Annotated in this window: 11 protein-coding genes; 6 read left to right on the forward strand and 5 right to left on the reverse strand. The window is 66.6% G+C overall.

All coding sequences use genetic code 11. From position 1 onward, the window contains the following. Positions 1-10: 10 nt before the first annotated feature. From lhgO to FB562_RS12050, 5 genes are read right to left on the reverse strand one after another with little or no spacing between them, the layout of a single operon-like run. Positions 11-1,213 (reverse strand): L-2-hydroxyglutarate oxidase, encoded by a 1,203-nt coding sequence (lhgO, locus tag FB562_RS12030; RefSeq protein ID WP_141881549.1) that lies wholly within the window; start codon positions 1,211-1,213, stop codon positions 11-13. Then, positions 1,210-2,289, reverse strand: coding sequence for an Ldh family oxidoreductase (locus tag FB562_RS12035; protein ID WP_141881550.1), 1,080 nt, complete (start codon positions 2,287-2,289; stop codon positions 1,210-1,212). Before FB562_RS12035 ends, lhgO begins: the two co-directional genes overlap by 4 nt. Beyond that, the gene (gene pcaD / locus FB562_RS12040; protein ID WP_141881551.1) at positions 2,286-3,089 is read right to left on the reverse strand and encodes a 3-oxoadipate enol-lactonase; all 804 of its coding nucleotides are present in this window, start codon (positions 3,087-3,089) and stop codon (positions 2,286-2,288) included. The genes FB562_RS12035 and pcaD overlap by 4 nt, the downstream gene beginning before the upstream one ends. Then, complete coding sequence (locus FB562_RS12045) at positions 3,086-4,243, reverse strand: mandelate racemase/muconate lactonizing enzyme family protein (protein ID WP_185740571.1); 1,158 nt, start codon at positions 4,241-4,243, stop codon at positions 3,086-3,088. Before FB562_RS12045 ends, pcaD begins: the two co-directional genes overlap by 4 nt. After that, positions 4,230-5,627, reverse strand: a complete 1,398-nt coding sequence (locus FB562_RS12050; protein WP_141881553.1) for an alpha/beta fold hydrolase — start codon at positions 5,625-5,627, stop codon at positions 4,230-4,232. The genes FB562_RS12045 and FB562_RS12050 overlap by 14 nt, the downstream gene beginning before the upstream one ends. 135 nt (positions 5,628-5,762) lie before the next feature. Here FB562_RS12050 and FB562_RS12055 point away from each other — a divergent pair, with 135 nt between their 5' ends. Genes FB562_RS12055 through FB562_RS12080 form a run of 6 tightly spaced genes read left to right on the forward strand, consistent with a single transcriptional unit; the run spans position 5,763 to position 12,008 of the window. Continuing rightward, positions 5,763-6,575, forward strand: a complete 813-nt coding sequence (locus FB562_RS12055; protein ID WP_342777299.1) for an NAD(P)-binding domain-containing protein — start codon at positions 5,763-5,765, stop codon at positions 6,573-6,575. Positions 6,576-6,633: 58 nt separating this feature from the next. After that, positions 6,634-7,350, forward strand: coding sequence for a PIG-L deacetylase family protein (locus tag FB562_RS12060; protein ID WP_141881555.1), 717 nt, complete (start codon positions 6,634-6,636; stop codon positions 7,348-7,350). Continuing rightward, positions 7,347-7,976, forward strand: coding sequence for an RraA family protein (locus tag FB562_RS12065; RefSeq protein ID WP_141881556.1), 630 nt, complete (start codon positions 7,347-7,349; stop codon positions 7,974-7,976). Before FB562_RS12060 ends, FB562_RS12065 begins: the two co-directional genes overlap by 4 nt. Before the next feature lie 2 nt (positions 7,977-7,978). Next, positions 7,979-9,073, forward strand: a complete 1,095-nt coding sequence (locus FB562_RS12070) for an ABC transporter ATP-binding protein (RefSeq protein WP_141881557.1) — start codon at positions 7,979-7,981, stop codon at positions 9,071-9,073. Beyond that, positions 9,070-10,911 (forward strand): ABC transporter permease, encoded by a 1,842-nt coding sequence (locus tag FB562_RS12075; protein WP_141881558.1) that lies wholly within the window; start codon positions 9,070-9,072, stop codon positions 10,909-10,911. Before FB562_RS12070 ends, FB562_RS12075 begins: the two co-directional genes overlap by 4 nt. Beyond that, complete coding sequence (locus FB562_RS12080; protein WP_141881559.1) at positions 10,908-12,008, forward strand: ABC transporter substrate-binding protein; 1,101 nt, start codon at positions 10,908-10,910, stop codon at positions 12,006-12,008. The genes FB562_RS12075 and FB562_RS12080 overlap by 4 nt, the downstream gene beginning before the upstream one ends. Positions 12,009-12,079: the final 71 nt, after the last annotated feature.

The raw sequence follows: 12,079 nt of genomic DNA on the forward strand, positions 1-12,079 counted from the left end.
AGGTGAGTCGCTAATCCGATACCCCGATCTGCCGAGCGATGTGGCGTCCGATCGGGAACGCCGCGGTCGCCGCCGGTGATGGCGCGTTCAGCACATGCGTCATCCGCGCCGTCTGCTCGATCATGAAGTCATGGATGAGTGTGCCGTCGCGTGCCACCGCCTGCGCCCGGATGCCCGCCTCATAGGGGAGCAGCTCGCGTGCGCGCAGCGCCGGCGCATACTTCTGCGCCTCGCGCAGATAACTCGACTTGAACAGCGAGTTGCGCATCTCGCGCACGGCGGTGACCACATTGGAGCCGGCGACCCGCCACAGGCCAGGGAAGAGCGCGTACTCGAGCACGTCCCGCGGGTTCAGCGAGAACTTCGGGTACCCCTCCCGCGCGAGCCCGAGCACCGCGGAGGGCCCCACCGTGATCTCACCCGAGATCGTCGGGCTGATATGGATGCCGAGGAACGGCAGCTCCGGATCTGGGATCGGGTAGATGAGACTGTTGACGAAGCCGCGGCGCTCGGGGGCGAGCAGAAAGTATTCGCCGCGGAACGGGATGATCTGAACATCCGTCTGCACCCCAGCGAGGCGGGCGATGCGATCAGCCTGCAACCCGGCGCAGGCCACGAGGTGCCCCGCGCGCACCCGCAGCTCAGGCGTCTCGATGGTCACCCCATCGCTGTCCTCAGCGATGGAGGTGACCCGGGCACCGAGATGGATGCTTGCCCCCGCCGCTTCGATGACGCGGGCGATCGCGAGACTCACTTGGGTGTAGTCGACGATGCCGGTGCTGGGGATGAACAGGGCCTCGGAGCCGTTCACGTTCGGCTCCCGGCGTCGCAACTCCGAGCGCGAGAGCCGCTCGGAGCGCAGCCCGTGCAACCCCGCCCTCTCCTCGAGGGCGTTCATGCGCTCGACCTCGACGCTGTTCGTCGCCACGAGGAGCTTTCCGCAGAATTCGACCTCGATGCCGTGCTCGCGGCAGAACTCGGTCGTCGCGGCGCCACCCTCGATCGAGAACTTCGCCTTGAGGCTGCCCGGCGCGTAGTAGATGCCCGAGTGGATGACGCCCGAGTTGTGTCCCGTCTGGTGGCGGGCGACCGCGTCCTCCTTCTCGAGAACCACGACCCTCGCATCCGGATGCTCGTCGAGCAGCGCCTTCGCCGTGGCGAGGCCGACGATGCCGCCACCGATGATGCAGAAGTCGACGTCGAGGGTCTTCATGCCGTGAGCTCCAATACGTAAGGGGCGGAGTTGCGGGTGCAGAGTTCGCGCAGCTGCGCGAGCAGGGTCGAAGGGAGGGGAACGCCGTCCCTGAGTCGACGCTCGCGCTCCGCCGCCTCAGGATCGCCGGGGACGAGCACCGGGAAGGTCGGGTTCAGCGGCTCGGATCCGCGCATGCTGCGCAGCAGCTCGTCGACATAGTCGGCCGAGGTGCCGGCGGGCGAGAACGCGTCGGGGCGCAGCGCGAGGAAGAAGTGGCCGATGTCGCCCGTGCCCGGCATGCCGGCGCCCGCGAGCGCGCAACTGAGTATCTGCACCATGAGGCTGAGCCCGTACCCCTTGTGCCCGCCGCCCTGGACATCCGGCCCGCCGAGCGGAGTGAGCCCAGCGTTCTCGTCGTGCTGGATGGCCTCGTAGGCTGCCGCAGCATCGGTGATCGACTCGCCGTCGCCGTCGATGACCCAGCCGTCGGGCACGGGCAGCTGCTTGAGCGCGTAGCTGCGCACCTTGTTGCTGGCGACGACGGATGTCGACATGTCGAGCACGAGAGGCTCGCCGTCGCGACCAGGGGCGGCAAAGGCGAGCGGGTTCGTGCCGAGCCGGGACTGGCGTGAACCCGTCGGCAGCACACCGGTCAGCCGCGTCGACGTGGTGACGAAGGCCATCATGCCCTCCGCGGCGGCGAGTCTCGCGTAGCTGCCGAGGGCACCGAAATGGTGCGAGTTGCGCACGGCGACGGCGCCGATGCCCACGGTCCGAGCCTTGTCCATGGCCAGACGCATTGCGTCGACGGCTGCCGGGTGCCCGAGCCCGCCTCCCGCATCGATCGTTGCCACGGCGGGCGTCTCGGCTGTGATGGTGCGGGGTGCGTCGATGGCGAGCCTACCGCTGGCGCGGAGCCTGTCGTAGGTCATGAGCATCGAGATGCCGTGTGAGTCGATTCCGCGCAGGTCGGTGTCGACCATGGCGTCGACAGTCTTCTCGACATCATCGGGCAGCATGCCCCAGGCCGTCAGGACCACCCTGATCTGCTCGGCCACCGCAGTGTGCGGAATAAAAAGATATTCGGGTGTCATGGTGTTCCTCTCAGGAGGTCGAGCAGGATCCGGGTGAAGTGCTCGGGCTGTTCGACATTGGACAGGTGCGCGGCCTCGGGGATGATGTGCAGGGTTGAGCCGGCGATGGCCGCGTGGAGGCGTCGGGCATGCTCGATGGTCGTGGACGGGTCATGCTCGCCGACGATGACGGCGACGGGAACGTCGATCGCGGGGAGTCTTGCTGTCGTGTCGATGTGCGGGATCGCGGCGCAGCATCCGGCGTAGCCTTCGGGGTTCGTCGTTCGCAGTGTGCGCTGGTAGCGGCGTACCAGTTCTGGGTTGCGCGCCACGAGGGCCGGGGTGAACCAGCGCAACGGCGTCGTCAGCGCGATCGAGTCGAGGCCCTGTGAGAGCGCGGTCGCGGCCCGGCCCGCCCAGAAGTCGGAGACCTCCCGCCCATAGTGGCTCGTCGTGTCGGCCAGGGCGAGGCCGGTGAAGCGTTCGGGCTGGGCGAGCGCCGCATGCTGCGCGATCATGCCGCCCATCGAGAGTCCGACGAGCGTGCAGCGCTCGACACCGACGGCGTCGAGAATGGCAAGGAGATCGCCGGCGAGGAGCTCGAAGTCGTACGGCCCCGACGTCGAGCCACTGCCGCCGTGGCCCCTCGTGTCGTAGCGAAGAACGCGGTGCCCGGCTGAGAGCACCGCAACCTGCTCATCCCACATCTCGAGGGTGCAGCCGAGCGAGTTCGAGAACACCACCCACGGGCCGCTCGTTCCGTCGATACGGACCCTGTGAGGGATGCCGCCCGCTTCGATCATCCGGTCGCCCTCTGTCATTCGGCTCCTCGTGTCGCGAATCGCAGGTAGTCCTCGTCGAAACGGAAGCCCCACCCGGGGCCTGTGGGCAGCTCCGAGAATCCGTCGCGGAACGGCCGCTCCGGCATGTCAGCGATGAGACGGTAGAAGAAGGGGTCACGCCAGGGGAGGAACACCTCCGCCAGTGTGCTGTTCGGCACCCCCGCCGCCATCATGAGCCCGATCTGAGGCTCGATGTGCTGCAGCGCGGTGACCCCGAATGCGGATGCCAGGGCGGCGACCCTGCGCCACTCGCTCGGGCCGCCTCCCCAGTAGGCATCGAAGTTGCACATGTCGATCGCGTCGGCGAGGAGCAGCTCCCGGCAGCCGAAGCGTGAGAGTTCGCTCTGGCCTGCCGCGATGGGGATGCCCCCTCTGCTGCGCACGACGGCCATGTCCTGACGGTCGTTCTCCCACCGGCACGGCTCCTCGAACCAGGCGAGATCGAGGCCGTCGACGAGCCGTGTGAACTCGAGGGCCTCCTGCCTGCTCCAGCCCTGGTTGGCGTCCGCTGCGATGACGAAGTCGGCCCCGGCGGCGTCCCGGGCGGCTGCCACGCGCCGCGCATCCTCGCGCGGGCTCTTCTTGCCGACCTTGATCTTGAGGCCGCCGATCCCGAAGTCGCGAAGCTCCGCGACCTCATCATGGAGGGCGCCGAGGTCGTCTTCTGCGCGGTAGTAACCTCCGAGCGCGAAGACGGGGATGCGCTGCTTGGCGGCTCCCCACATCACGTTGATGGGCAGGCCGGCGATCTTGCCGAGCGCGTCATGCATGGCAGCGTCGACGCAGGCCTGTGCGCGCAGGGCTATGCGCCGGTCGCGCAGGAATGGCACTGTTGATGCTCGCGTGGCATCCCATGCCTCATCGATGGCCACGATGCGTCGGCCGATCAGCAGTGGTTCGAGCTCGTCGCGGATCATCGCGATGATGCGCGGCTGCAGTTCGTCGTCGTTGCCGAGGAAGCATTCGCCCACGATGCCTGCATCGGTGTGGATGCGGGTGACGATCGCGCAGCGATGGGTGAGGCTGAGGCCCGAACCCTCCGCAGAGCGCTCGAGTCTCACCCGCAGGGGGATCGTCTCGATCCTGGTGATGCGCGCATCCGCAGCGGTGCTCGCGATGTCAGGGGAGGCCATCCGTTGCTCCTTCCGAGGCCGTGAAAGGCGAGGTCGCGCCCGCCGTGTCGATCTCATAGACGTTGAGCGTCATGGAGACGAGCGAGTAGTAGCCGAGGATTCCGACGAGGTCGGCGAGACCTCGCCGACCGAGCACGGCGGTTGCGCGCTCGAACAGTGCATCTCCTATGCGGTGTCGGTGGTTCAGGGCGAGCGCAACGTCGACGACGGTGCGTTCGTCTTCGGCGTCGAACTCGGGCAGGATCCCGAGCCGGATGCTCTCGATGAGATGCGGGTCGAGCCCGGCCTGGGCCGCAGCCGCCGAGTGCACCCTCCACTCGAACGGGGTTCCCCACAGCCGGGCGGTGACGATGATGGCGAGTTCGGAGAGCCGCGGGCCGAGGGAGGTGCGGTACCTCAGGGTCTCTCCGAGGGCCTGCGCCCGCGCCGCAAGCTCCGGGTTCACCAGCCACGCCCGCATGGGGGCGGGCATCCGACCGCGCACCCCGGCGACGGCTTCGGCGACGGCGGCTCGCTGCTCCTCGCTGAACTCAGCCTCGGGGATGTCAACGTGGCGGAGGCTGGAATGCTCGCCGCCGCCAAAGAAGCCGAGCAACTCGGCTGCGGCCACTTGGGGGGCCTCGGCTGCGATGAAGTGGGCCGCGTCGATGGTCACGACGGTGGCGGATGGCAGCCGCTCGGCGGCGGCCTGCACGTTGTCGACGGGACGCACCACATCGTGGAGCCCGGCGAGCATGAGCACGGGGCATTTCACCCGTTCGAGGGCATCGCCGAGTTCGATCTCTGCGAGGGCTTCGTTGTGTTGGGCGAAGCCGTGGGGTTCATTCGCCAGATAGCGACCGCGGAAGCGCGGGAACTCGCTGTTCCCCGTCCGACGGGATTCCGGCCATGCGCGGTCGAGGCTCGACGAGAGGACTGAGCGCATGCCCGACTCCTGCGCTCCGTGGGAACGGGCTTCGAGAATCTCGCGTGATGACGGGGCGATGTCGAGGGCGGGCGCGAGAAGGGCGACGGAGCTCACGGCATCCGGATGCGCGGCCGCATGCAGCAGAGCCGGGGCTGCCCCGAAGGCGGCACCGACGAGACGCACGCGTCTGCTCACTCCGAGCGCCGTGAGGAGCTCTGCGAGATCGTTGGCCAGGTCGTGTGCGGTGAACGGCTCCATGGTCTTCTCCGACCGGCCAGCGGAGCGTTGATCGTAGCGGATGACGGTGTTGTCGACCGCGAGAACTGCGGCGACCGCATCCCAGCTTTCGAGGCATCCGCCGATCTCGTGGATGAGCACGATGGGGTCGCCCTGCCCTTCGATGCGATAGCGCAGCGCGCATCCGTTGATGTCGAGCCACTCGTCTCGGCTGGCTTCCATGAGGGCGGGGGGCGTCACGCGGCCTACCTTTCTGTGCTTCTTCGCAAGTAAGTGGAGGGTGAGGGAAATAGCGGTTGACACCCACCATTCAGCATGAGACGGTGTTTGTCTACAATCTTGTAAAAGATTCGGTCAACAAGGTCGTTGTCACTTTTGGAGGCATCTTTGCGCACCATCACCGTTCTCGGATTCGGAGAAGCAGGACGCCTCTATGCCGCCGACCTCGCAGCGGCGGGAGCCCGCGTGAAGGGCTACGACCCCTTCGCCCGGTTCGAACACGAAGGTGTCACCCAGTTCGATGACATCGCCGCAGCCCTCGACGGCGCGGACCTCGCCATCAGCCTGGTCGGGGCCCGCGCCTCAGAAGCCGTCGCAATGCAGGCACTCCCGCATCTGGGCAACGGCGCCATATTCGCCGACCTCAACACGGCCTCCCCGGCCTCCAAGGCTGCCATCGCAGCATCCGCAGCAGACACAGGTGTGCTCTTCGCTGACGTCGCCGTGCTGGCACCCGTGCCCCGTGCCGGCGCCCGCACCCCCCTCATGGCGAGTGGCACGGGAGCCGATGCGCTCCGTGACATGCTCATGCCTTTCGGGGTGCCCGTCGAGTCGATCGGCGGAGTCGCCGGCGACGCCGCAGGGCGAAAGCTTCTCCGCTCCGTCTTCATGAAGGGTCTCGCCGGCGTCGTGATCGAGACGGCAGAAGCGGGACGCCGAGCGGGCAGCGAAGAGTGGGTGCGAGGCCAGATGGCCGATGAACTGGGCCCGGACGGTGCCGGGCTCGTCGAACGGCTCATCACCGGAAGCCACGCCCATTCGGGCCGTCGCAGGCACGAGATCCAGGATGCTCTCGACTACGTCCGAGACCTCGGCCTCGAAGGATGGATGTCTGCGGGCGCCCTCGAATGGCTCTCCTCCATCGACGATGCGAAGCAGGCCGCAGCCTCCGATGCCGTCCAGAACTGACCCCATTGCTTCGAGCCGTCGCACAGCGGCGACGGTCACAACAGAAAGGCAACACCCTATGACCCAGCGTCGACTTCTCGTGGTAGGTGCGCACAGCGCTGACTTCGTCTGGCGAGCCGCCGGAGTGATCGCCCGGCACACGAGCGCCGGAGGAGAGGCCCGTGTGATCGCCCTCTCCTACGGCGAGCGCGGCGAATCCGGAGAGCTCTGGAAGGAGCCCGGCCAGACCGTCGAGAACGTCAAACGCATCCGCCATGGTGAAGCAGAAGCCGCCGCAGAAGCCGTCGGGGCCTCCTTCACCGGCCTCGACCTTGGCGACTACCCGCTGCGGGCCGGCGGCGAGGAGATCGACAGGCTCGCCGACATCATGAGGGACTACGCCCCCCACGTCGTCATCACGCACCCGGACAAGGACCCCTTCAATCCCGACCACCCGGTCGCGCACTACGTGACCCAGCAGGCACGCCTCATGACGGCGGGCGCTGTCGTCGAGGCCGGGTTCAAGACGGTGCCGCCATCCGAATTCCTCGTATTCGAGCCGCACCAGCCGGAGCTGTGCGGTTTCGTCCCCAGCGTCTTCGTCGACATCACCCCCGTCATGGACTCCAAGGTGAAGGCGATGGAGTGCATGGCGGCGCAGAACTACCTGCGCGAGTACTACGCGCAGCGCGCTGAGCACCGCGGCAATCACGCCCGCAAGGTCACCGGTGACAAGAGCATCCGCCAGGCCGAGGCGTTCCAGCGCATCATCCCGAACGTTGTGAGCGGGCTGTGACCGCGCCCGAGACGATCGCAGAGCTGGCAAGGCTCGGCGTCGCCACCGTCTACGAGGCAGGGGGCCGGACGGGGCTGATCGACCATGAGTGGAAGCAGCTCGTTCCGGGTGTCTCCGTTGCAGGCCCCGCCAGGATCGCGCTGTGCGGAGCAGGCGACAACCGGGCCGTCCACGAGGCCGTCGCGCTGCTGCAGCCGGGAGAGATCCTCGTGCTCACGATGGAGGAGGCGGCTCCCGTGGCACTCATCGGCGACCTCCTCGTCACCCAGATCCGCCGTGCGGGAGCCGCTGGAGTCCTTGTCGACGCCGCGGTGCGCGATGCCGCAGACCTTGCCACCATGGGGCTGCCCATCTCGGCCCGTTGGGTGCGGGCCCGCGGTGCCACCAAATCCATCCGTGGACAGGTCGATGTGCCGGTCACCGTCGGCGGGGCCACGATCAACCCGGGAGACATCGTCATCCTCGACGCTGATGGTGCCACCGTCGTCGCCGCATCGCAGGCGGAATCGGTGCTGGCAGCCTCGCTCAAGCGTGAGCAGAACGAGGCAACAGCACGACAGCGATACCTCGAGGGCACGCTCTCCTACGACCAGCACGGATTCCGTGAAGAAGACAAGGACGCATAACCATGGACATCGACGTTCAAGGACTCACCCTGAAGTACGGCGAAGCGACTGCCATCGACAACCTCGACCTCTCCGTCGCCGACGGCGAAGCGCTTGTGCTGCTCGGCCAGTCCGGCTGCGGCAAGACGAGCACGATGCGCTGCATCGCCGGGCTCGAGGAGCCGTCGGCCGGAACCATCCGCATCGGCGGCGAAGCGGTGTTCGACAGCGCCCGCGGCGTGAGCAAGCCCCCGCACAAGCGCAACATCGGCATGGTCTTCCAGTCGTACGCGATCTGGCCGCACCTCAGCGTGTTCGAGAATGTCGCCTTCCCCCTCGTGATGGAGGGTGTGAAGAAGCCCGAGATCGCTCGGAGGGTCACGGATACGCTCGAACTGGTCGGCCTCGCCCATCTGGCCGAACGCGGGGCCAGCCTGCTCTCGGGCGGCCAGATGCAGCGTGTCGCGTTGGCTCGCAGCCTCGTCATGCAGCCCTCGGTTCTTCTCCTCGACGAGCCGCTCTCCAACCTTGACGCCAGACTGCGCGATCGGCTGCGCATCGAACTGCGCGACCTGCAGCAGAGGCTCGGCCTCACCTCCATCTATGTCACCCACGACCAGCAGGAGGCGCTCGCGCTCGCCGACAAGATCGCGCTCATGCAGGGCGGTCGCATCGTGCAGATCGGCACGCCCGACGACATCTACAGTCGGCCCGTGAGCGCGTCCATCGCTGACTTCCTGGGCGTGGGCAACATCCTTCCGAGTAGCGTCGTCGACCCGAGCACGATCGCGGTCGATGGTCTCGACGGTCGCGTCGCCGTGGCATCCGTGCCCGGTACGAGCACGACGGATGCGGGACTGCGGGCATGCGTGCGGGCCGAGGACATCGTGCTCGGCCCGGCGTCAGACTCCGGTGTCAACGTGTTCACCGGAACCGTGAACGTGGTCAGCTTCCAGGGGCCCACCGTGCACTACCTCATCTCTGCGGCAGGGGGAGCGCAGATCGCCGTACTCGCACCGAAAGCCACGGCATCCCACTACAGGGTCAATGACACCGTCACCTTCTCGATCGCCCCGGATGTCGTGCAGGTGCTCCCACAGGAGGTGATTGCGGCATGACGATGCAGCCCGACACCAGGGCGGTCGCCACCGCCCAGCACAAGAAGACGCACGGAGGGAAGCCGCGCGACGCCAGCACCGCGGCGGGGCGATCGCGCCGTACCCTGCGCAGACTGCCGGTGCCCATCGTGCTCTACGGCGTGCTCGCCGTGCTCATTCTGCTGCCGGTCGCCCTCGTGGTGCTCTCGGCGGTGACGTCGACGACACCCAGGCCCGGCAACATCAGCCTCGATGGTCTGACGCTGAGCAACTTCGGCTCCGTGTTCGCCGATGCTGGCGCGCGCACAGCCACCCTCAACTCGCTGGTGGTGGGAGTCGGTGCCTCGATCCTCGCCCTTGCCATCGGAGGGTTCCTGGCATTCATCTCGGCACGCACGAATGTGCACATGAGGCGCTTCCTGTATCTGGTGGGACTCATCCCGATGTTCCTGCCGTCATACGTGGGTGCGCTCGCGTGGGCGATCCTGGGCGCACCCAACGCGGGGCTGCTCAATGTGATTCTGCGGGACATCGGCATCCCGGGGTTCGTCGACGTCTACAACATCGTCGGGCTCATCTTCGTGCTGGGCATCTACTACGCCCCCTACGCGTTCCTCCTCATCCACAGCTCCTTCAGCCTCATGAATCCGGATCTGGAGGAGGCCGCGTCCGTGCACGGAGCACCCGTGTCGAGGGTGCTGCGCAGGGTGACGTTCCCGTTGGCGACCCCCGCCATTCTCGGATCCGCCATCCTGATCTTCACACTCACCATCGAGAACTTCCCTGTGTCACAGATCATCGGTGCTGCGGGCGGGCTTGACACGCTCCCGACCTTCATCTGGCGTCTCATGAACAGCACCCCATCGCGGGGCAACGAGGCGGCGGCAGTCGCCATCGCGCTCGTCATCACGGTGCTCATCGCGACGCTGGTGCAGCGCAGGATTCTGGCGAAGCGCAACTTCACCACCGTCTCCGGCAAGGGCGTGAAGCCGCGCCGTATCAACCTGGGCCGTGGCCGTGTTCCTGCGCTCATCGTCGGGCTCGTCTACTTCGTGCTCTCGGCGGTGCTGCCACTGCTTGCACTGCTCGTCGTTGCACTCCACGACTCTCCCTACATCTCGACGTTCACCAATGCATTCGAGCCGGGTGTCTGGACGATCGACGCATTCGCAGATGCGGTGTCCAGCGCCACGGTGCAGAAGGCCACCGTGAACAGCGTTGTTGTCGGCATCGGAACCGCCATCGCGGGAACCCTTCTCGCGTTCATCGTGGCGTACGTCGTGAACCGCACCAAGCTGCCCGGTCGCTCAGGCCTGGAGTACATCTCCATGCTGCCCCTCGCCGTGCCGGCGATCGTGCTCGGCCTCGGTCTCATGTGGACCTGGTTGCTGCTGCCGATCCCCATCTACGGCACCCTCGTCATCATGATCGTCGCATTCACGGCGGCGCAGATGCCGCAGGGGTTCCGGGGCATCGCAGGGTCGATCCTCCAGGTCGACAAGGATCTCGAAGACAGCGCTGTCATGCACGGTGCGTCCAGGGCACGAGCCGTCACGCGCATCACTCTGCCGCTCATGAGGGTCGGCATCACGTCGACCTTCCTGCTGCTGCTCATGCTGGCGATGCGAGAGCTCACCGTGCCGCTGTTCCTCTTCACGACCAACACGCGTCTGCTCTCCATCGTCATCTTCGACAACTTCGAGAACGGGGTCCTTCAGAGTTCGGCGGCGATCAGCCTGCTGTACTGCGTCGTGATCTTCGCACTCGCCGCACTTGCTCAGCGATACGGCGCCAAAGAAGGCGCCTCAGGCTCACCGTCGATCGCCAAGCAAACCAAGAAAAAGAGAGGTACAGCATGATTACCAAGAAATGCGCTGCAGCCGGGCTCGGCCTCATCATGGCCACGGCTCTTCTTGCCGGATGCTCCGCCGACGCTCCGGCAGGTCCCGCGGTCGAGGAAGGGGAAGGGCTCGTAATCGACGGAGAGCTCATCGCCGACGCCGATCTGTTCGCGGCGGCACAGGAGGAGGGATCGTTCGTCTTCTACACGGGAGCCAGCGAGCAGTCGGAGACCGTGCTTGCCGAGCGGTTCACCAAGGACACCGGCGTCCAGGTGGAGATCGTGCGACTCGCTCCGAACCGTCTCACGGAACGAATCCTGAGCGAGCAGGGTGCCGGACAGCTCGGTGCCGACGTCATCCGAATCTCGGGCGAGGACCTCACGCTGGCGGTCGCCGATTCCGGGGCCTTCACTCCTTATGACGTCCCCGAGGAGTATGTGCTTCCTGAGGGCACCAAGATCGATGGCGGTGCCTACTACCGCAGCTTCGACAGGGTCTACACGGTCGTCTACAACAACCAACTCGTCGACGAGGCTGACGCCCCCGAGAGCTGGGAGGACATGCTTGACGACAAGTTTGCCGGCAAGTTGGGAATCACCCAGGTCGCAGCGGGTGGAAGCACAGCAGCCCTCACCCGCTTCCAGCTGGACGAGCTCGGTGAGGACTACCTGCGCGACTTCGCGGCAATGAACCCGCGTATCTTCGACTCGGCGGGTGCGCTTTCCGATGCTCTTGCCCGGGGTGAGATCAGTGTCGGCTCGCTCCCCATCGCCACGGCCTACGGTGCCAAGGTGGAGGGTGCTCCGCTCACGATCGTGACTCCCGAGGAGGGCGCTGCGGCGTTCAGCTACTACCTCGGTGTCACCGAGAACGCGGCGAACACGGCAGCGGCACAGCTGTTCGTGAACTGGTCGATGTCGAGAGCCGGCCAGACGGCCTCGGGTGAGGGCGGGGACTACCCCGTCCGCGAGGACATCCCGGCTCCGCGTGCGGGTGACCAGGAGCTTCCGGCCGTCGACAGCGGATTCCTCTTCCGCTACGACGCCGAGGAGACCCTGGCGCACGTCGAAGAGGACGCCGCGCTGTGGCGAGAGATCTTCGGTTACACCGGATAATCGACTGAACGACTGCCATATGCTCATTCGGTGTCGGCGCCCGCTGTGCCGGCACCGAATGGGCAAGCCAA

The organism is Homoserinimonas aerilata, from assembly GCF_006716125.1.
GTDB lineage: Bacteria > Actinomycetota > Actinomycetes > Actinomycetales > Microbacteriaceae > Homoserinimonas > Homoserinimonas aerilata.